We start from the raw sequence: 19408 nt of genomic DNA, 5'->3' as shown, positions 1-19408 counted from the left end.
AGATGGCCATGAGTTTGGCGCAAGCGGAAGCGGCCGTCATGACCCACGCGGAAGTCGCGGCGCGCATGGACGGCAAGGTGTGGGCGACAGCGCCCGGCCGCACCGAAGCCTTCCTGCCGTCGCCGACGGTGCAGAACCACGCCGCGAACCTTTCGCTGCTGCCCGACGGCACGCTCACTTGTGTCTGGTTCGGCGGCACCATGGAAGGCATGGGCGACATCTCGATCTACATGTCGCGGCTGGCACCCGGGTCCGACACATGGTCGGCGCCGCAAAAGATGTCGGACGACCCCCAGAAATCCGAACAGAACCCGATGCTGTTCAACGCGCCCGACGGCAAGGTCTGGCTGCTCTACACCTCGCAGACCTCGGGCCAGCAGGACGGTGCCGTCGTCAAGCGCCGCATCTCTTCGGACGGTGGCAAGACCTTCGGTGAGGTGTCGGTGCTTTGCGATATCCCTGGCACCTTCGTGCGCCAGCCGATCATCGTGAACGGCCGCGACGAATGGCTCTTGCCTGTATTCCGCTGCATCGGCGTGCCAGGCACGCGCTGGAGCGGCGATGTCGACACCGCTGCCGTGCTGATCTCCACCGACGCCGGCACCAGCTGGGCCATGCATGACGTGGCCGACAGCATCGGCGCGGTGCACATGAACATCGTGCCGCTCGGCGGCGACGAGATGGTGGCGCTCTACCGCAACCGCTTCTCCGAGCAGGTGCTGCGCAGCCGCTCACATGACGGCGGCCGCAACTGGAGCGCCCCTGAGCCAACCGACCTGCCCAATAACAACTCCTCGGTTCAGACCGTGCGAACGGGCGATGGCCGTATCGCCATCGTCTACAACCACGCTAATGCCTCGATGTCGGATGACCGCCGGCTGTCGCTCTACGACGAGATCGAGGGCGAAGAGCCAGAGGCGGCAGAAGTGGTCGAGCCCGTTGGTCGCAAGGCCGTCTGGGGTGTACCGCGCGCGCCGCTCAGCCTCACCTTCTCTTCCGATGGCGGCGACAGCTTCGCCGACCGCATCGACCTCGAGACCGGCGACGGTTTCTGCCTGACCAACAATTCCAAGGATGGGTTGAACCGCGAGTTTTCCTACCCGTCCATCCTCGCGGCCCCGGACGGGGCGATCCATGTCGCCTTCACCTATTTCCGCCGCGCCATCAAATACATCCGCCTCTCGCCGGGAAGTTTCTGACCATGCGCGACGGCGGCAGCCATATACAGCTGGAGCACTGACGATGAACGGTCTCAATACGCCCATCACGATCGTTCGGCCGCCTGTCATCGAGTTCGGCCCCGGCGTGGTGTCTCGGCTGGCCGCTTGGGTCAAGGCGCGCAACGTCAAGAAGGTTCTCGTCGTCGCCGACGCCTTCAACGCCGCCCGTGTCGACACGCTCGCGCTCGGAGTCGAAACGGTCGTCTTCGGCGAGGTACGGCCCGAGCCGGACCTGCCCAATCTGGAGAAGGTGCTCGAATTGGCCGCCCGTTCGGAGGCCGACCTGATCATAGGCTTCGGCGGGGGCAGCGCCATGGACCTCGCCAAGCTGGTCTCGGTCATGGCCGGCAGCGGCCAGCGCCTGCAAGACATCGTCGGCGTCGGCAAGGCGGCACGGCGCCGCGTCGCCCTCGCCCAGGTGCCAACAACCTCGGGCACCGGCAGTGAGGCCGGCATTCGCGCACTCGTCACCAATCCAGAGACCCAGGCCAAGCTCGCCGTCGAAAGCATCGAGATGCTGGCCGACATTGCAATCGTCGATCCCGCTCTGACAATGACCGTGCCGCCGGCCATCACCGCCGCCACCGGCGTCGATGCCATGGCCCACTGCGTCGAAGCCTACACCAACAAGAAGGCGCATCCAATGATCGACCTCTACGCGCTGGAAGGCGTGAAGCTGGTCGGCCGCTACCTCGCGCGTGCGGTGAAGGACGGCAGCGACGTCGAGGCCCGCGCCGGCCTGGCACTCGCCTCGCTCTATGGCGGCTTCTGCCTCGGCCCGGTCAACACCGCCGGTGGCCATGCGCTCGCCTATCCGCTGGGCACGCGCTGGCACATCGCCCACGGTGCTGCCAACGCGCTGATCTTCCCCCATGTGCTGGCCTTCAACTTGCCGGCAGCGGCGGAAAAGACAGGCCATGTCCTAGCAGCGCTCGGGCTTCCCGAGGCCCATGCCGTGCAAGACGTGTTCGGCTCGACGCACGACTATTGCGCCTCGCTCGGCATCGAGATGCGCCTGTCGAAACTGGGCGTGCCGGAGGACGATCTCGAGACCATGGCCGACGACGCCTTCGCCATCCGCCGCCTGCTCGACAACAACCCGCGCGAACTGGCGCGCGCGGACATTCTCTCGATCTATCGCGCGGCCCACTAGATTGCCTCAGAGTGAGGGATTTCCACGCATTTGATGATGCCCTACGAGGAGGCAAGTCGCGCCGCGCAACTTGGGATTCAACTTTGCGCGACCGTCGCCTGAAACGGGAACATCTGGTGCCGTCGGGTTCCGATGTTGGGTTGGGTCGGAGCTGCCATGATCTCGCAATTTCCACCTAAAGCTACTAGCCCTAAACCAGCACGAGACCCTGCCGCATCGCTGTGGCGATGGCATCCGTGCGGTTGGCCGCGCCGAGCTTCACCAGGATCGCCGCTACATGGAATTTGACAGTATGTACGGAAATGTCGAGATGCCGCGCGATCACCTTGTTCGACGCGCCCTCGGCAAGCAGCGACAGCACCTCCGTCTCGCGCGGCGACAACCTGATCGAGAAAGCTTCGTGATCTGGCTCACCATCGGCCAACAGACCGCCACCGAGCCGGCCATCAGCCGAACCGGGCCTGCCGTCGCGCCCGTCCAGTTCAGTTGATACATGAGCGATATGATAGCCTGCGGCGACAAGCCGTACGGCCGCTGCGATTAACGCCATGTCAGCGTCTCTCGGCAGTACCGCTGCAACGGCCGCCGGCCTTTGCGTCGCTCGGGAGGAGGAAAGGACAAGCTCTGGTGCGCCCTGCGTCCACATGCGGCTTACAGTTTCGTCATCGATGATCGCCACGTCGACGTGGTCGCCTTCGGCCAGGTCCTCGGCCATCACTGCCACCAGTTCGGTGTCCTCGGACAGGCGAAGGGCAACTTTCTCGCTCGACGCTGCATCGCGCAGCGCGACCAAAACGAGCAGCTTGTGCTGCGTCTCCGGTATCGCCAGCATCCGGCACTCTCAGATAAGGGGTTTTTCGCCGATAGTAACCGCCACGTCTCGCGCCTCCCCGCCACGTAAAATCTTCAGCGCAACTGCGGTGCCCGCGCTGTCCGGACCCAGGCGAAGGATCAGTTCGCGCGGCCCCCGCATTGGTTCCCCGTTCCAAGCAGTGACAATGTCGCCCAGCGCAATGCCCGCAGCCTTGGCCGGCCCGTTGTCGTCGAGCCCCATGACCATGGCGCCCTGCACCTGGCCGTGGTGGATGGGATGCAGGCTGGCACCGAGATAGCCACGCAGCACGTGGCCTTTCTCGCGCAACGTCGCGACCGTACGCTCGATCGTCTCGTAAGGAATAGCCAACGCCCGGCGGCGCGGCCCGAAGAGCAACATCCCAACGAGTCCGCCACTGGCGTCAAGCACAGGTCCCCCCTCGAAACGAGCTCCCGTCATCACCGCAAGGTTGATGCGGCGGTCGATGGTGCCGCCGCGCCGTGAGCGCCACATCGGCCCGACCTCGCCCACATTGCCGAGCACCGCAAGAGGCGAAGCGCCGTCACGCCCAGCCACGACGACGACGTCGCCGAGGCGCACCGGCTCGGCCTTTTCGAAGCTCCTGCTGCCGGCTGCTGCCGAAGGCTTCAGGAGCGCTATCCCGGTCGACGGATCGCGACCGATCAGCTCGGTCTTCACAGTTTCGCCACTGGGCAGGGCAAGCTGCAATTCCTCGTCCGGTTCGACAGTCTCCTCTGCGGCGACGTAGAGGCCCTCGCCCCAGTGGAAGGCCGTCACGGTCCGGCCATGATGGGTTGAAAAGCTCGCAGTCACAAGCGCAGCCTGTTCAGAGATGTCGGCGACGGCATTGGAAAGGGCGGCAAGGTTGAACCTGGTCATCACGCACTCCTGGGTTGGGCCGTTTGAGGCTTTCTGAACCCAGATATTGCCACGCCGCATGGTACTTCCAACTCGCCAGACGGCTAGGAGCCGCGGCTACTAGCCATCAGGTCAGGTCGCAGCATGCCTGTCTGCAAAACACATATAGGCATCGATTGCTCGAATGACATGGAGGCCCCAAATGGCCCTGCCCGCAACCGACCCGCAACCCCATGATGCCGGTCTGCTCGATACTTACTCGTCCACCGTCGCCGACGCGGTCGACCAGATTGGCCCGGCCGTGTGCCGCATTGGACCTGTTGCCGACGGACGCCGCACCGCCGGCCAAGGTTCAGGCTTCGTCATCTCGCCGGACGGGCTGATCGTCACGAACTTCCACGTTGTCGGCGAAGCACGCGCAGTGCGCGTCGCAATGCCTGACGGCACGTCTGCTGAAGGGCGCGTGCTTGGCGGCGATGCCGATACCGACATTGCCCTGGTGCGTGCCGACGGACATTTTCCCGACATCGCCCCGCTCGGGGATTCGAAGCGCCTGCGCCGTGGCCAGATCGCCATCGCCATAGGCAATCCGCTCGGCTTTGAATGGACGGTGACGACTGGCGTTGTCTCGGCCCTGGGCCGATCAATGCGCGCCTTGAGCGGACGGCTCATCGATGACGTGATCCAGACCGACGCGGCACTCAACCCAGGCAATTCCGGTGGACCGCTGGTGTCGTCGGCCGGCGAGGTGATTGGCGTCAACACCGCTACGATCCACGGCGCCCAAGGCATCGCTTTCGCTGTCGCCTCGAATACGGCCAGCTTCGTCATTGCGGAAATCATCCGCTTTGGTCGCGTGCGCCGCGCCTTTATTGGCGTGTCGGCCGACACTGTCACCCTGCCTCGCCGCGTGGCACTGCTTGCAGGGGTGACCAGCCGAGCTGCGGTGCGGTTGCGCTCGGTCGAAGCCGGCGGACCGGCTGCGAAAGCCGCGCTGAAGGAAGGCGACCTCATCGTCGCTATCGACGGTCACGCCGTCGGTGGCGTGGACGATCTGGTGCGGATGCTGGGTGCCGAGAGGATCGGACGAGAAACGGAGTTTATGGTTGTCGGTCGCTCCGGAGTCAGCCAAGTGGCAGTAACGCCGGGCTTGCGGGAGCTTTGAGCGTATCAAACTGCCGGCGCAAATCGGCGACGAAGATCCGCACCCGCGCCGTTCGTTTGAAATCGCGATGATAGAGGATCCAGATATCCTTATCCGACCGCGCCTCAAGGTTGGGCAATCGGACAAGCCCTGCAATGGCATGGGCGATAAGGACCGGCATTTCGACCACGCCCATTCCGGCCAGCGCAACGGCAAGGGCTGTTAATTTGCTGTCCACCCCTTCGCTGCGGGGCGGCTCAAGGGGAAATGGCGCCGCGCCCAATCAGGATAACCCCTGGACTGATCGAGCCATATCCAGTCGAGTTCTAGAGTTGCGCCTTATCGATAAAGTTGGCGATAACCCTTTACTGGCCAGCGCGCGCGACCGTTCGTAAGGTCCAGCCAATCGCAGGGCCCTGGGCCCAATCAATATCTGCATTGGCCGGCTAAGGGGGCGCTCCGATGGACATCCGCTCGAGCGATTTCACGCGACCTGTACTTGAGCATCAAGGCACGACACCTGTGTGGTGGCTGGTGCCGCCGCGCGAGATGCGGAACGAGACGCTGGGCGGCCATCTCGAGCTGATCAGTGAGTTCGAAATCCGCGCCGGCGGCGAGGTCAACACCCACCACCACCCGACCTACGAGTTCTACTTCATGCTCTCCGGAAGGGCGCTGATGACAATCGAGGACGAGACCCGGGAGATCGGCCCCGGCGACTTGGTCAAGATCCCGCCCAATGCGCGGCACTCGATTAAACCGGCCCACGAGCACAACGGCATCCGAGCGCTCGCTATGGCCTTCGGCGTCAAGGATGCGCCCGTCGTCGACTATTCGACCGACCCCGAAAGCCACTGACCCTCATTCAGACTGCGACCAAGACCATGACCACTACCCTTTATGCGGGGCTCGCCGGCGACACTGATCCTGGCCGCTTCATGAGTTCAGGCCTGCTGCGCAGCCACGATGGCGGCCCCTGGGAGCGCATCGAGATTGGTTTTCCCAACGTACCGCAGACATTCGCGCTGCTCGCCGATCCAAGGCGCCCCGGCGAAGTGTTCGCCGCCACTCAGGACGGCATCTACCGGAGCGCCGATCATGGCGACAGCTGGACCCAACTTGACGCGCCGAAGCCAGAATTCGCGGTGTGGTCGCTGACCCGCCATCCACACGAAGCGGACACGCTTTTCGCCGGCTACGAGCCGACGGCGATCTACAAGTCGACAGACAACGGACGCACCTGGCAGGACCTCGATGTCTCGGTCGGCTATCCCGCCATCACGGCCGACATGCCGCGACGCATCACCCGTATCGCCATCGACCCCAGCAATACCGACAGGATCTACGCCAGTATTGAGATCGGCGGCTTGATCATGACGGAGGATGGCGGCCGCAGCTGGCACCAGGCGCTCGACGGCCTCTATGTCGTCGAGGATGCCGTCGATCTGCACTCGGTACTTATCGGTAGCGATGGCAAAGTGACGGTGACGACACGTGTCGGCGCCTTCCGGAGTAGCGACAATGGCCGCCACTGGAGCAAGCTGCCGGTGCCGGCGCTACGCGAAAAGGGCTCCTATTGCCGCGTCCTCGACCAAGGCCCTGCAGAAACGATCTATCTCGGCGCCGGCAACGACTTCGACGGCGACCTCGGCGGCTTCTTCCGCTCGACGGATGGCGGCGCGAGCTTCCATCGCCTCGATCTCGGCGCGCCATTGAAGAGCACTGTCTTCGCCATGGCCGTCGACCCGACCGACCCGAAGCGGATCGCCTGCTCGGACAAATTCGGCCACGTCTTTCAGAGCAACGATGCTGGCGAGAGCTGGTGCTCGAATCCTTTGCCCAGAGGCATCGGCCATGTCTTTTCCATCGCCATAGGCTGAGGGGCGTATGATGCCAAATCCGTTCAAGCAACGCCTCCTTCGCGACGAGCCGGTCGTCGTCGTCAACCCCGATCACCCCTCGCCTGCACTGACCGAATTTCTCGGACGCCTCGGCGTCGACGGCGTATTTATCGACTGCGAGCACGGGACAGCTTCTATCCAGACCGTGCAGGACATGTGTCGCGCCGCCCGCGCGGCTGGACTGCAGTCTATCGTCCGGCCCGAAGCAAATCGCGACCATCTTCTCACCCGCTACCTCGACGCTGGCGCAGGTGGACTGATCGTGCCGCATGTGAACGATGCCGACAGCGCCCGCAGCATCGTAGCCGCCGTGCGCCGGGCCCGGCCGCAGAACTATGGCGACACCGTCGTAGTGGCGATGATCGAGTCGCTTGAGGCCGTCGAAAATCTAGACGAGATCGTCGCGGTCGAAGGCATTGACGTGTTCTTCATGGGCCCCAACGACCTGTCGCATTCGATGGGTCTCAACGGCCAGACTCACCATCCCGACGTCAAGCAGCTCGTACTCTCCTGCGCTGCGAAAATTCGCGCGGCCGGCAAAGTGCCAGGAACACTGGTGACGCGCGACACGGTTGCCGCCTTCGTCGCTGGCGGATGCCGGTTCCTCTACGAACACGCCAACAATTTCCTGATCACCGGAGCCAACGACTTCCGGCAAATAATGAAAGAGAACACAAAATGACGATGATTGAACGGCTGCGGCAGGGCGAACGAATGTCCCAGATCGTGATCCATGGCGACACGGTCTATCTCGCCGGCCAGACCGCCACCGACCCGGTGCCTTCAGTCGCCGAGCAAACCAGGCAGATCCTCGACAAGATCGACACCTATCTCGCCGAAGCCGGCTCCGACAAGTCGAAGATCCTGTCGGCCAATATCTGGCTCACCGACGTCGCCACCTTCGAGGAGATGAACGCCGTCTGGGACGCTTGGGTCGCCAAAGACAACACGCCAGCGCGCGCGACAGTCGGCTCGCCGCTGGCGCGGCCGAAGAACCTGGTCGAAATCGCCGTCATCGCGGCGCGCTGAGCGCCACGCCAAACCTCAACTGAAAGCCCGGTCCAGACCGGCATGCCTGCCCGACCCATCGGGCAGGCATGCCGGCCTGTGGCCAGAGAAAGCGGAAGGATTGCCATGTCACGTCAATTGGGAGTGGGCCTCTACGGGGCCGGAAATATTGTCCACGACGGCCATGCGCCGGCCGTGGCTGCTGGTTCCTCCACCAGGCTCGCCGCGGTGTGCGACATCGATGAGGGGCGCGCCAGAACGCTAGCCGATGCCTATGGCGGCGCGAACATCTATACCAGCCTGGACAAGATGCTTGCCGACCCGTCGGTCGACATCGTCATCATGGCAACGCCAAACAACCTGCATCGCCGCGATTTCGAAGCCTGCGCCCGCGCTGGCAAGCACGTGCTGTGTGAGAAGCCCCTGGCCGTCACCTATCCCGACGCGCTCGCCATGACCAAGATCGCCGAGGAGCACAAGATCGTGCTCAAGACCGGCTTCAACCAGCGCTACCTCAACCAGATCCGCATGGCCAAGCTCGCTATCGACGCCGGTCTGATCGGCGAGGTGTTTTCATTCCGTACCGTTTTCTCGGCCAAGTGGGACAACTGGGTCGACGGCAGCAACTTCCGCTGGGATCTCGAAAAGTCGGGTGGCGCTACCACCAACGACAACCTGATCCACCGCTTCGACATGCTCCGCTACCTCCTCGACGACGACTATGCCGAGGTCGTGGCCGATGTCAGCCATTGTGTCATCCCGCCTGTCGTCGACGACAACGTCCACCTCATGGTACGCACTAACAAGGGCGCGCGCGGCTCGTTCATCGCCGACCGCTATTCACCGGTGCTCGGCGACGCCACCGAACTCTACGGCACCAAGGGCTCGCTGTCGTTCTGGACCAATGCCGGCTCGCCCTTCTTCGACGTGCCGCTCGCCATCAATACCACCGTGCCGATGAACGAGCTGCCGGAAGCGATCCGCAAGGCCGTTTATCCCACCGCGCGCTCCAAGCAGAACCGTCACGCCTGGGACGGCTGGCTGTCAATCTGGCCGCCCCGCAACGAGTGGGACACCTATGCCGAGCAGCTTGCCGGCATGGCCGAGGAGATCCTCTCCGGCACCTGCGATGGCATCGGCGCCACAGGCCTCGACGGCGCCCGCGCCACTGAGCTGGTCCACGCTTCTTACAGCTCGCAGATCGCTCGCTCCTGGGTGACGCTGCCGCTTGCCGACAATGCGCCCTTCGCTTTCCCCGACTTCGAGGCCCAGGCAGGCCGGTCATGATCACGGCCGGCTTCTACAGCACCTTCCTGCACCAGCTGCCCGTCGCCGAGTTGGCAGGCAAGCTGTCGCAGGCGGGATACAAATCGGTCGAGCTCAATGGCGACCTGTGGAGCAACGGCTTCGTGCCGCATGTGACGCCGGCGCTCGACGCGGCCGGGCGGGCGGATGTCGCTCGCGCCATGTCGGATGCCGGCATGAGCATCTCGGCATTGAGCGCCTGCCTTCATCTCGCCAAAGAGACGGCAGAGGAACGCCGCGCCGGCATCGATTATCTCAAGGCATCCGTGGACCTGGCGCGCGACATCGGCGCGCCAGTGGTGTGGGTCTTCACCGGTCGCGCCTTCGGCGGCATCGACATCGCCACAGCGCGACAGTACCTGGCGGCAGCACTGGAAGAGGTCTGCGACCACGCCAGGGATCGCGGCGTCAAGCTCGGCATCGAAGGCTGCTCGATGCATATCGTCGCCAAGGCTGACGAGTATCTCGACCTGTTCCGGGCGATCCCCGGTTCCGACGTCCGCGTCGCTTTCGATCCGACCCATTTCCAGCTACGCGGCGAGGATCCGGTCAGGGCGGCGGAACTGCTGTTCGACCGCATCAGCAACTTCCACGTCAAGGATTCGATCGGCCGCTACCCTGAGTTCAAATGCGTACCGCTAGGTACAGGCGAAGTCGACCTCAAGTCCGTCACCGACACCTTGCGTCGGCTCGGCTACGACGGTGCTGCGTCTGTCGAATATGAATCGCACCTGTTTGGCTGGGACGTTCCGGCCGACGACGTCATCCGCGACAGCCGCGCCTTCTTGCGCGGCCTAGGCATCTGAACGAAGGAGAAGCCGATGTCTCGTTCGCCAATCGGGCCGTTCAAGGAGTTCGACGACTACGACGCGCTCGGCCTGGGTGATCTCGTGCGCCGCCGCGAAGTGAGTTCGCGGGAGTTGGTCGAGACGTCGATCGCCCGTATCGAGGCGCTCGACGGGACGCTCAATGCGGTCGTCATTCGCTGTTTCGAGCAGGCGCTCGACTCGGCCGACACCACTTCGCCGGCCGGGCCGTTTGCCGGAGTGCCTTATCTCGCCAAGGACCTGCATTCATCCTGGGCCGGCGTTCCCTCGACCAACAGCGTCTCGTCCTTCGCCGGTACCGTTTCTCCGGCGGATTCGCTGATCACCCAGCGGACGAAGACCGCCGGCTTCGTTCTTCTAGGCAAGACCAATGCGCCAGAATGGGGCTGGTCGCTGACAACCGAGTCGCCGATGCACGGTCCAGCGCGCAACCCCTGGGATTTCGCCAGGACACCGGGCGGCTCGAGCGGCGGCGCAGCCGTTGCGGTCGCGGCGGGCTATCTGCCATTGGCCGATGCAGGCGACGGTGCGGGCTCCACCCGCGTGCCGGCGGCGATCAACGGGCTTGTCGGACTCAAGCCGTCGCGCGGCCGCATTTCGCCGGGGCCTGGGGCCGCCGACTTCTGGTTCGGCGGCGGGCAGTCTCTTTGCATTTCAAGGACGGTGCGAGACACGGCAGCCATGCTCGACGTACTGCAAGGCGGCTATCCGGGCGAGCCCTACTACATCCGAGAACGCCCAGTATTTCTCGATTGCGCCGCACCCAGCAACCGACGCCTGCGCATCGGCTTCAGCCTCAACAACCCGCGCGGGGATGCCAACAGCCCCCTGGTTGACGAAGCGGTCGCCGACGCTGCGCGGCTTTGCGGGGGGCTTGGACACGAGGTCGAGCCATTCAATTTCGACTATGACTTCGACGGCTTGTGGCGCGCCTATACCGCCATGATCAGGGTCCAGACGGCAGCTCAATTCGACGACCATGCCAGGGTTCGCGGCGTGCCCAACAAGCCCACAGACATGTCGGCGGCGATCTGGACGACGATCGAGCGCGGCCGCGCGATAAGCGCCATCCAGCACAGCCGCGACATCGAGACTATGCGCCGGCATTCCCGTCATATCGCCACACTGACCTCACGTTACGATGTGGTGCTGCTACCGGTGTTGCCGCAGACCACGCGCCCGCTCGGCTACTACGACATGTCCAAGGACATCGACGTCTATGATGCCTCAGCCATGGGCGAGGACACTGTCTACATGATGCCATTCAACGTCTCGGGTCAGCCCGCTTTGTCGCTGCCGCTCGGCATGGACCGTTCCGGGTTGCCGCTTGGCGTCCAACTGGTGGCGCCACCGGCCGGCGATGCGACGCTGATTGAACTTGCGGCATCGCTCGAACGGGCACGACCCTGGTACGACCGGCGCGCACCCTTCCATGCCGCCAACGGAGCCAGCGGCAGGTTCTGAAAACTAGTGCACTAGTGCCGAACGCCGTTCGCCATGTGATGGGCGAACGGCCGGTCGAAATGCGCAGCGCACAGCTTTCCCAGACGTTCCAGATCCTGGTCGCCCAGCGCCTTGATCATCTCGTCATGCTCGGCTAGTGCCGGCTCGACGAGATTGTCGGCCATCAGGCTGCCGGCATCAATGCTGCGCATGCCGGCATCGCAGTCGTGGATCGAGCGGGCGATGAATTCGTTGCCCGTCGCCTCCAGCAACAGGTCATGGAAGGCGCGGTCCTGGACATAGGCCAGTTCGAGATCGCCCACGGCGATCGCCGATCGGTGGATCTGCCGCGCCTGTTCGAGCTTGCCCATCAGCACCGGAGATACAGGAAGGCGGATGCGCTGCACCGCTGCGGCGATCAAAAGCTGGCGGACATCGTGCAGCTTCACCAGATCGTCCGGCGACAGTTGGCGCACCACGGCACCCCGATAGGGCTCGAGCTTGACCAGGCCGGTGCGCGCCAGCTCCTGCAGCACGGCGCGTGCGACATGGCGCTTGACACCGAGGCCATAGACCAACTCGTCCTCCATGATGCGTTCCTTGGGCAGGATCCGGCCGAGCACGATGTCGCGCTCGATCTTCTTGGCGACGTTGCCGACGATTTCCGACGAGCGCGTCGTGCCCGACTGGCGCGCGCGTGCGCCGAGCGGCTTGAGCAGATCCTCCAGCCGCCTCGCTGTATCAGCCAGGTCTATCGCTGACGGGCGCCGGCGCATCCGCTCGGCGCGGTGCAGGCGTTCGACCGCGTTCTCGGACAGCGGCATGGCCGCATCGGCCACACGCTGCATTTCATCCATGTCGCCGCTGCCGTGCAGGATGACGTCGCAACCAGCTTCCAGCGTGGCGCTGACCTGCGCATCGAGCGGATGGGTGCGGCTGATATCGGAGACGTCGTCGCTCATCAGCACGCCGTCGAAGCGGATCATGCCGCGGATGATCTCGTCGATGACGGTGCGCGAAGCGGTGGCCGGGGCGTCGCGGTCGATGGCACGGTAAATAACGTGTGCCGCCATGGCGCAAGGCATGTCCTGCAGCGAGCGGAACGGCACGAAGTCAGCGGACTGCATCTCGTCGAGCGAAGCATTGACCACCAGCAGCGCCTCGGACTTGTCCTGGCGAGCGCGGCCATGACCGAGGATGTGCTTGATAACGGGCAGCACACCTCCAGCAAGCAAGCCCTCGCAGGTGGCGCGGCCGAGTATGCTCGCCATCTCGGGCGTGTCGCCCAGAGCCCGGTCGCCGATCACCAGGTCGCCCTTGCCGATCGGCAGGTCGAGCACCGGCGCGATGTTGATATCGATGCCGAGATCAAACAGCTCGGCAGCCACGAGGCGTGCATTGAGCCGCACGGCATCGAGCGCGCGCTTGATGTCGGTGCGTGCGATCTGGGCAAATAGCGATGCCGGAGGCGGGGCACGCCAATGCGGCGGCGCCAGCCGCGCTACCCGGCCGCCCTCTTGATCTATCAGCACGCGCACGTCGGTGCGGCCTACGCTCTCGCGCAACTCGGCCACCAGCGTGCGCAGCTGCGCCGGATCGGCGCAATTGCGCTTGTGCAGGATGAAACCCCAAGGCTGGGCGGCACGGAAGAAGCTGCGTTCGGCGGCGTTCAGGCTGGTACCCGCGCAACCAAACACCACTGCCTTCGGCTGCGTTCGGTCAATTGTCAGCGGCATGGTCATCACACTCCTGGCGGATTGCACGAGACCGACTTGTCGCCGCCCGAGTCATCAGCTTGGCAGAAAAGCTGCCGGCGCGGAAGAGCGAGCCGGTCAACCGAAGCCTGATTGCAGGCCGGTCACGAATGCTCCTGGCGCTGGCGCCCGAACACCACTGTGACGACGATGGCCACCAGCACGATCCAGATTGTCGATATCACCGCGGCCTGCGGATCGACACCGAGGAACATCACCTTGGTCAGCGTGGTGTTGGCACCGCCGCCGACAAACATGGAGACAATCACCTCGTCGAGCGACGTCAGGAAGGCGAGCAATGCCGCCGACAAAAGCGAAAAGCGCATCTGCGGGATGACCACCGAAAACATCGACCGCCACCAGCCGGCGCCGAGGCTGCGTGCAGCCTTTTCCTGGGTGAAGTCGAAGCGAGCGAAACCTGCCGACAAGATGACGTAGGCGGTCGGGATCGCGATCACCGTGTGCCCCAGCCACAGGCCCGGGAACGAACCGATGAGATGCATCCTGGCGAGCACGAAAAACAGGCCAATGGCGACCAGGATGGGCGGCACGGTGGCCGGCATCAGCAGCACGCCGTAGAGCGGCAGCCTGGCCCAGCCGAGCGAACGGGTCGTGGCATAAGCGGCAGCGAAGGCGATCGGCACGGCCGCGGCAGCGGTAACCGTCGCCAGCAACAGGCTGGTCTTGGTCGCCGGCATCCACAGGTCGGACTGCCAGTACTGCTGCCACCAGCGCAGCGAAAACTCGGTCGGCGGGAACTGCAGCAGTTCGGACGCCGAAAACGACATTGGCACAACGATCAGCGAAGGTGCGAGCAGGAACACCGCCACCAGCGCCATGAAGACTCCGATCGCCAGGCGCAGCGGCCACGCAATGTCGAAACCGTCAAACATTAGCCGAGCCTCCCAGGGCCTTGATGCTGCGTCGGAGCAGGAAGGTGACGAGGAAAACCAGCCCGACCGACAAGAGCAGCAGCACGCCTAGCGCACTCGCCGCCGGCCAGTCCGAAAGCACCGAGACGTTCTGCTCGATGCGGGTCGAAATCATCGGCACGCGCCCGCCGCCAAGGATGGCCGGCGTGACGTAGAAGCCGAGGCTGAGCACAAACACCAGCACGGCGCCTGCGAACATGCCGTTGGCGGCCAGCGGCAGGATCACCGCCCGCAGTGTCATGAACTTGCTGGCGCCGAGGCTGGCCGAGGCGCGGATGACGTTGTGGTCGATCTGCTTGATCGCGGCATAGACCGGCAGGATAAACAGGGGCAGCATCACGTGAGTCATTCCGACAATGGTGCCGAAGAAATTGTTTATCAGCGGCAAGGGCTCGGAGACCAGCCCGATGTCGATCAGCAAGCTGTTGACCAATCCGTTGCGCTGCAGAAGCACCGACAGCGCATAGGTGCGCACCAGAAGGGCCGTCCAGAACGGCAGCATCACCACCAGCAGCAGGATCGAGGCAAGCCGCTGGCCGACGCTGGCCATAACCAGCGCAAAGGGCGTGCCCAGCAAACCACAGGTCAATACCGTCATGCCGCTGACCTGGAAGGTCGTCAGCACCGAGCGCGTATAGACGGGTGTGCTCAGAATCCTGAGATAGGTGTCGAGCGACACCGAACCGTCCGGCAGCGCAATCGATATCCAGAACATTGCCGCCAGTGGCACGACGATGGCGATGGTAACGAGCAACGCGGCCGGCAAGGCCAAGCCGAAATAGCCGAGCTGCGCAAGCTTACGGTCGCGCCGCAAGACGGCGGAATTGTCGAAAGCGCCGATCGGGGCCGGCATGATCAAAGCGGGCGCGCTCATGCGTCGGTCACGGCGATGAGCGCATCTCGACGCACATGGAGCTTGAGCGGCGCGCCTTCGGACAATGCCGCCAGGTTGAAATTCGCCGCCTCGGCAGCGGCGATGCGGGCCGAGACGGCTCCGCCGTTCGCCAGATCGACGGAGATGAGCCAGCTGTCGCCTTGGAAAACCGAGCGTGTTAGCACACCGTTCAGCGACACTTGGTCGTGGCCGCTGGCAGCAACGAGTGAAAACCCTTCGGCGCGGATCATCAGCTTCCAGTCCGCCCCGCTTGCCTTGCCTTTCGGCGCGGCGAAGCTCTCGACGGCATCGAGCTCAATGATGTTGGCTTCGCCGAGGAATTCGGCAACGAAACGCGACGTCGGCCGGTGGTACAGCGATGCCGGTGTGCCGAGCTGACGGATGACGCCGTCGCGCATGACCGCAATGCGGTCCGACATGGTCAACGCCTCGCGCTGGTCATGCGTGACATAGACGGTGGTTAGGCCGAGCCGGTCATGCAGCTTGCGGATCTCATACTGCATCTGCTCGCGCAGGTTCTTGTCGAGAGCCGAAAGCGGCTCGTCCATCAGCATCAGCCGGGGTTCGAAGACCACTGCGCGGGCCAACGCCACGCGCTGCTTTTGCCCGCCGGAAAGCGTTGCGATGTGGCGCTCGGCCATGCTGGCGAGATCGACGATGTCAAGCGCCTTCCTTGCGCGTTCGGAGGCCTCTGCGCGACCGATACCCCGGACGCGCAGAGGAAACATGACATTGGCGGCAACATTCATGTGCGGGAACAGCGCGTAGTTCTGGAATACCACGCCAATACCGCGCTTGTTGGCAGGCAGGCGGACAAGGTCGCGCCCGTCGACGCCAATGTGTCCGCGATCCGGCCTGACGAACCCGGCAAGCGCCATCAACAAGGTGGTCTTGCCGGAACCCGAGGGGCCGAGAACGCTCAGGAACTCGCCGCGCCCAACGTCGAGATCGACGTCGTTGAGGGCGTGGAAAGATCCATAAGCTTTCGAAAGATTGCGGATTTCAATGAACGCGGCACTTGTCATGTCGATCGAACCAAGCCGTTGCCTGCCGCGCTCAGCGCGACATCATTTCCTGGAAGCCGAGCTGGGCTTCGCCGACATGCTCGACCCACCATTCATTGCGCTGGGCGAGCTGGTGCGAAGCGTTGTCTGGATAGGTCGGCAGCTTCTTCGACACGTCGTCGGGGATCAGACCGGTCTCATAGGCGCGCTTATTGGCGGCACCATATTTGACCCCGACCGAAAACTTGGCCTGGGCTTCCGGTTTGGACATCTCGTTGATCATACGCATCGCCTCAGCGGCATGGGGTGCGCCGGCCGGAACGGCCCAGCAATCCATGCTCATGACGCCCTGGTTGAAGGTGTAGTCGATCGCCGCACCGTCCTTCTTGGCTGCCTCGAAACGGGCATTCCAGCCCACCGACATATCGACTTCCTTGTCCTTCATCAGCTGCGCATGCTGGGCACCCGAATTCCACCACACCGCGATATGCGGACGCAACTGTTCTATCTTGTCGAGCGCGCGCTGCATGCCGCCTTCGGACTGCAGCACCTCGTAGACCTTGTCCATCGGCACGCCATCGGCGAGCAGGGCAATTTCGAGCTGGGCCTCGGCATCGTTGCGCATGGCCCGGCGACCGGGGAATTTCTCAACGTCCCAGAAATCGGCCCAGGTCTGCGGCGCCTTGTCCTTGTAGGCATCCGTGTTCCACGCCATGACCCAGGAGAAAATCAGCGCCGAGATGCAGTACTTCTGCGCCGTGCCCTCGATGAAGTCCTTGGAGTCGATGACGCTGTAGTCGAGCGGCATGAACAGACCCTCACGGCCACCCTTTTCAGCCTGGAAAGCGTTTGTCTGGACGAGGTCGAAGGTTACGGCGTTGGCGGCGGCCTGTAATTTCACGGACGCATAGGCGTCGTTGATGGTTTCTTCGCGAACCGTGTCGCCGAGCGTCTTGGCGGCTGGGCCCCACAAAGTCTCGCGGCCGACTTCCTGGATCACCCCGCCGCCGACAGCGACAGTCACCTCCGCAGCCTGGGCAGCCGTCGTGGCGATGCACGCAGCGAACAGGGCATAGGCGGAAAGAGAGTTCCTCACATTTTTGAAGATCATGGCAATTCCCCACAGGCTGGGCTTTTTCATCCAGCAATTTTTATTTTCCCTAAACCGCTCCGGAAGGCAGCATTTTCCCGGCGATCAGTACCCTTTGTAATTCACCAAGGGCAGGGTCAGAATTACCGTAGGCCATGCCGGGCAGGTATCTGCGATTTATCGACAGGCTTATCAATAATTTTCCGCTCGCTATCGAGCGGGCATGCGAGGCGCGTTTCTCGCCCGAAACTTCAGCCGGCTTGGCCCGCGTAAGACTTTTCGCGAGCTCGCCGCGCCAGTCGGTACGTAGTCGTTTGTCGTCGCGCTATGCCTCATCAATTGCTGCTATCGGCGACCACGGCCCGCTCGACGCCCAAATTCGCCCTTCATTCAATACGCTGACCAGCAGCGTCCAGAAGCTGCGAAGAACAGCGATGACAATGGCTGAAACTTCCGGTGCGGTAGCCTTCCGTTCGCGACCAAGCAAGGCGCGCCATTGAGCGGCCGATGCCTCTGCGAACTCATCGGTCGAGCCAACCGGTACATCGGCTGTAAGGAAAGATTGTTAAGCGAAAGCAACGGAATCGCTAGGGGTCGCCTGCAGGATCTCGGTCAGTGCCCGCTCCCAGTGCGAAGGATAGAACGCGCAGTCGTAAACAGACCCGATCAGCTCCAAAAGGGTGTGAGGCGACACCAGCAAGAGCTCCACGCTCACTTTCGGTTGTGCGCAAGGAGTCGCGCCGCCCCGTCTATTGAGCGCTTGGGGCGTCGGGCATTGTCTAAGGTTTGGCCGGGCCTCGTCATGGCCGGGCTTTGGCAGCGCAGGCTCCTTCGACCGAACGGGCGCGTGCCGCTAGCCCCATGGCGCGCCCATAGCTTGCCGGGGAGACCTGCCAATAGAGGGCCGTGACGATGGCGACGCAGAAAAGGTGAAGCATCCAGCCCGCGGTGAAGCCGCCAGTCAGATCGTGGAGGACGGCAACGATCCACGGCGGCAGTGCCGCGAGCAAGAAACCGCCGCCCTGCATGAGTGCGGAGAGCGCGCCGGCCTCGGCCGGATCGGACAGATGGTCGAGCGACACGATCATGGAGAGCGCGAAGCAGCCACCCAACCCCGCGCCCAGAATGGCCGCCCACAATAGGGGCGCGACCTCTGGCTGCAAGACCAGCGCGGTGAAGCCGAAAGCCTGCATGGCAAGCGTCAGCCACAGCCAGGGCCGTCGGTCTTCCCGCCTGCCGGCCAGCACCGGCAACAGCAGTGCGGCGCTGGCCTGGAATACGGCCATGACCGCCAGCAGGCTGCCGCTAGCGGCGGCGCTCCAGCCGAGATCCCGATAGTAGGGGGCAAGCCACGCGACCGCGGTCGAATAGCCGCCATTGACGAGGCCGAAACAGGCCATGAGCAGCCAGGTTCGCGGCCGCCTAAGAAGGACGCCGGTCTTGCTTGGGCCGCCCTTGCCTTGCGTGTCCTGGGGCAGGCTGCGCGCGACCAGCCAGATCGCAAGCATTGCCGGCGCAGCCATCCAGGCAAGACCGGCACGCCAATCGCCCGCTGTGGTGGCGACTAGCGGTGCCAATTGCGCGCCAAGTGCACCGCCGCCCATCAGCATGGCGGAGTAAAGGCCCATCACCACGCCGACATCGGCAGGAAAATGCCGCTTGATGATGCCGGGGAACATGGCCTGCACCACCGCGGCTCCAAGGCCGAGCAAGGCGGCTGTGGCCACCATTTGCCATCCGTTCGTCACGAACAGGCGCAGCAATGAAGCCAGTGCCAGAATGGCGAGCGCGGCGATGATGGACCTGCGCGCCCCCAGCCGCACCTGCAACAAGGGGCCTGCAAAGGCCAGCAGCCCCATCAAGGCCATGGGCACCAGCGTCAACAGCGCGATACCTTGCAGCCCAAGTCCAGTCTGTGCGGATATATCGGCTGCAAGCGGACCGATGCCCGTGATGAAGGGCCGAAGATTGAGCCCGACCAGCACGATGGCCGCAAGCAGCAGCAAGCGGCCAAAGGCTGATGCGGAGCCCTGTTTCAT

Annotated in this window: 19 protein-coding genes; 10 read left to right on the top strand and 9 right to left on the bottom strand. The window is 63.8% G+C overall.

Annotated elements, in window-relative coordinates; translation table 11 throughout:
- Positions 1–65 precede the first annotated feature (65 nt).
- Together AC1DLV_RS04495 and AC1DLV_RS04490 are read left to right on the top strand one after the other, a co-directional pair.
- The gene (locus AC1DLV_RS04495; RefSeq protein WP_476798519.1) at positions 66–1199 is read left to right on the top strand and encodes a sialidase family protein; all 1134 of its coding nucleotides are present in this window, start codon (positions 66–68) and stop codon (positions 1197–1199) included.
- Between the two features lie 43 nt (positions 1200–1242).
- Entirely contained in the window at positions 1243–2373 is a 1131-nt protein-coding gene (locus tag AC1DLV_RS04490) for an iron-containing alcohol dehydrogenase (protein ID WP_476798370.1), read from the top strand.
- Positions 2374–2563: 190 nt separating this feature from the next.
- On the opposite strand, the gene AC1DLV_RS04485 is transcribed toward AC1DLV_RS04490, so the two are convergent.
- Positions 2564–3205 (bottom strand): helix-turn-helix transcriptional regulator, encoded by a 642-nt coding sequence (locus AC1DLV_RS04485; RefSeq protein ID WP_476798369.1) that lies wholly within the window; start codon positions 3203–3205, stop codon positions 2564–2566.
- A 9-nt stretch (positions 3206–3214) separates the two neighbouring features.
- A complete protein-coding gene (locus tag AC1DLV_RS04480) occupies positions 3215–4087 on the bottom strand; it encodes a S1C family serine protease (RefSeq protein ID WP_476798368.1) in 873 nt (290 codons plus the stop codon).
- Positions 4088–4268: 181 nt separating this feature from the next.
- On the opposite strand from AC1DLV_RS04480, the gene AC1DLV_RS04475 reads away from it, so the two are divergent.
- Complete coding sequence (locus tag AC1DLV_RS04475; RefSeq protein WP_476798367.1) at positions 4269–5231, top strand: S1C family serine protease; 963 nt, start codon at positions 4269–4271, stop codon at positions 5229–5231.
- Here AC1DLV_RS04475 and AC1DLV_RS04470 read toward each other — a convergent pair.
- Positions 5191–5493 (bottom strand): hypothetical protein, encoded by a 303-nt coding sequence (locus AC1DLV_RS04470; protein WP_476798366.1) that lies wholly within the window; start codon positions 5491–5493, stop codon positions 5191–5193. The genes AC1DLV_RS04475 and AC1DLV_RS04470 overlap by 41 nt on opposite strands.
- A gap of 179 nt (positions 5494–5672) precedes the next feature.
- Between AC1DLV_RS04470 and AC1DLV_RS04465 the strand changes: the two genes are divergently transcribed.
- The 7 genes from AC1DLV_RS04465 to AC1DLV_RS04435 all read left to right on the top strand — a co-directional run bounded on the left by AC1DLV_RS04465 (position 5673) and on the right by AC1DLV_RS04435 (position 11715).
- A complete protein-coding gene (locus AC1DLV_RS04465; RefSeq protein WP_476798365.1) occupies positions 5673–6068 on the top strand; it encodes a cupin domain-containing protein in 396 nt (131 codons plus the stop codon).
- Positions 6069–6094: 26 nt separating this feature from the next.
- Positions 6095–7090, top strand: a complete 996-nt coding sequence (locus AC1DLV_RS04460) for a sialidase family protein (RefSeq protein WP_476798364.1) — start codon at positions 6095–6097, stop codon at positions 7088–7090.
- Between the two features lie 10 nt (positions 7091–7100).
- Positions 7101–7793: an HpcH/HpaI aldolase family protein gene (locus AC1DLV_RS04455; RefSeq protein WP_476798363.1), complete on the top strand. Its 693-nt coding sequence runs from the start codon at positions 7101–7103 to the stop codon at positions 7791–7793.
- Positions 7790–8140 carry a RidA family protein gene (locus AC1DLV_RS04450; protein WP_476798362.1) on the top strand — a complete coding sequence of 117 codons (351 nt, stop codon included), beginning with the start codon at positions 7790–7792 and terminating at the stop codon, positions 8138–8140. The genes AC1DLV_RS04455 and AC1DLV_RS04450 overlap by 4 nt, the downstream gene beginning before the upstream one ends.
- Positions 8141–8245: 105 nt before the next feature.
- A complete protein-coding gene (locus tag AC1DLV_RS04445; protein WP_476798361.1) occupies positions 8246–9406 on the top strand; it encodes a Gfo/Idh/MocA family protein in 1161 nt (386 codons plus the stop codon).
- On the top strand, positions 9403–10230 hold the full coding sequence (locus tag AC1DLV_RS04440; RefSeq protein WP_476798360.1) for a sugar phosphate isomerase/epimerase family protein: 828 nt from the start codon (positions 9403–9405) through the stop codon (positions 10228–10230). Before AC1DLV_RS04445 ends, AC1DLV_RS04440 begins: the two co-directional genes overlap by 4 nt.
- Positions 10231–10245: 15 nt before the next feature.
- Complete coding sequence (locus tag AC1DLV_RS04435) at positions 10246–11715, top strand: amidase (RefSeq protein WP_476798359.1); 1470 nt, start codon at positions 10246–10248, stop codon at positions 11713–11715.
- A gap of 11 nt (positions 11716–11726) precedes the next feature.
- Here AC1DLV_RS04435 and AC1DLV_RS04430 read toward each other — a convergent pair whose 3' ends face one another.
- The 6 genes from AC1DLV_RS04430 to AC1DLV_RS04405 form a co-directional block, all read right to left on the bottom strand.
- Positions 11727–13430, bottom strand: coding sequence for a glycoside hydrolase family 3 N-terminal domain-containing protein (locus tag AC1DLV_RS04430; protein ID WP_476798358.1), 1704 nt, complete (start codon positions 13428–13430; stop codon positions 11727–11729).
- 122 nt (positions 13431–13552) lie between these two features.
- Positions 13553–14341: an ABC transporter permease gene (locus AC1DLV_RS04425; RefSeq protein ID WP_476798357.1), complete on the bottom strand. Its 789-nt coding sequence runs from the start codon at positions 14339–14341 to the stop codon at positions 13553–13555.
- On the bottom strand, positions 14334–15254 hold the full coding sequence (locus tag AC1DLV_RS04420) for an ABC transporter permease (RefSeq protein WP_476798356.1): 921 nt from the start codon (positions 15252–15254) through the stop codon (positions 14334–14336). The genes AC1DLV_RS04425 and AC1DLV_RS04420 overlap by 8 nt, the downstream gene beginning before the upstream one ends.
- Positions 15251–16300 (bottom strand): ABC transporter ATP-binding protein, encoded by a 1050-nt coding sequence (locus AC1DLV_RS04415; protein WP_476798355.1) that lies wholly within the window; start codon positions 16298–16300, stop codon positions 15251–15253. Before AC1DLV_RS04415 ends, AC1DLV_RS04420 begins: the two co-directional genes overlap by 4 nt.
- A gap of 31 nt (positions 16301–16331) precedes the next feature.
- Entirely contained in the window at positions 16332–17390 is a 1059-nt protein-coding gene (locus AC1DLV_RS04410; RefSeq protein WP_476798354.1) for an ABC transporter substrate-binding protein, read from the bottom strand.
- A 779-nt stretch (positions 17391–18169) separates the two neighbouring features.
- Positions 18170–19408, bottom strand: coding sequence for a cyanate transporter (locus AC1DLV_RS04405; protein WP_476798353.1), 1239 nt, complete (start codon positions 19406–19408; stop codon positions 18170–18172).

The sequence above is a fragment of the Aminobacter sp. 01T433 genome, from assembly GCF_056398585.1.
This window is presented reverse-complemented; position numbering and strand designations above follow the sequence as displayed.

Coding starts and splice junctions, on each gene's coding strand:
- AC1DLV_RS04425 (WP_476798357.1), bottom strand. CDS start 14,341: ATGTTTGACGGTTTCGACATTGCGTGGCCGCTGCGCCTGGCGATCGGA.
- AC1DLV_RS04435 (WP_476798359.1), top strand. CDS start 10,246: ATGTCTCGTTCGCCAATCGGGCCGTTCAAGGAGTTCGACGACTACGAC.
- AC1DLV_RS04495 (WP_476798519.1), top strand. CDS start 66: ATGGACGGCAAGGTGTGGGCGACAGCGCCCGGCCGCACCGAAGCCTTC.
- AC1DLV_RS04430 (WP_476798358.1), bottom strand. CDS start 13,430: ATGCCGCTGACAATTGACCGAACGCAGCCGAAGGCAGTGGTGTTTGGT.
- AC1DLV_RS04480 (WP_476798368.1), bottom strand. CDS start 4,087: ATGACCAGGTTCAACCTTGCCGCCCTTTCCAATGCCGTCGCCGACATC.
- AC1DLV_RS04475 (WP_476798367.1), top strand. CDS start 4,269: ATGGCCCTGCCCGCAACCGACCCGCAACCCCATGATGCCGGTCTGCTC.
- AC1DLV_RS04440 (WP_476798360.1), top strand. CDS start 9,403: ATGATCACGGCCGGCTTCTACAGCACCTTCCTGCACCAGCTGCCCGTC.
- AC1DLV_RS04490 (WP_476798370.1), top strand. CDS start 1,243: ATGAACGGTCTCAATACGCCCATCACGATCGTTCGGCCGCCTGTCATC.
- AC1DLV_RS04465 (WP_476798365.1), top strand. CDS start 5,673: ATGGACATCCGCTCGAGCGATTTCACGCGACCTGTACTTGAGCATCAA.
- AC1DLV_RS04485 (WP_476798369.1), bottom strand. CDS start 3,205: ATGCTGGCGATACCGGAGACGCAGCACAAGCTGCTCGTTTTGGTCGCG.
- AC1DLV_RS04445 (WP_476798361.1), top strand. CDS start 8,246: ATGTCACGTCAATTGGGAGTGGGCCTCTACGGGGCCGGAAATATTGTC.
- AC1DLV_RS04455 (WP_476798363.1), top strand. CDS start 7,101: ATGCCAAATCCGTTCAAGCAACGCCTCCTTCGCGACGAGCCGGTCGTC.
- AC1DLV_RS04450 (WP_476798362.1), top strand. CDS start 7,790: ATGACGATGATTGAACGGCTGCGGCAGGGCGAACGAATGTCCCAGATC.
- AC1DLV_RS04410 (WP_476798354.1), bottom strand. CDS start 17,390: ATGATCTTCAAAAATGTGAGGAACTCTCTTTCCGCCTATGCCCTGTTC.
- AC1DLV_RS04460 (WP_476798364.1), top strand. CDS start 6,095: ATGACCACTACCCTTTATGCGGGGCTCGCCGGCGACACTGATCCTGGC.
- AC1DLV_RS04415 (WP_476798355.1), bottom strand. CDS start 16,300: ATGACAAGTGCCGCGTTCATTGAAATCCGCAATCTTTCGAAAGCTTAT.
- AC1DLV_RS04405 (WP_476798353.1), bottom strand. CDS start 19,408: ATGAAACAGGGCTCCGCATCAGCCTTTGGCCGCTTGCTGCTGCTTGCG.
- AC1DLV_RS04420 (WP_476798356.1), bottom strand. CDS start 15,254: ATGAGCGCGCCCGCTTTGATCATGCCGGCCCCGATCGGCGCTTTCGAC.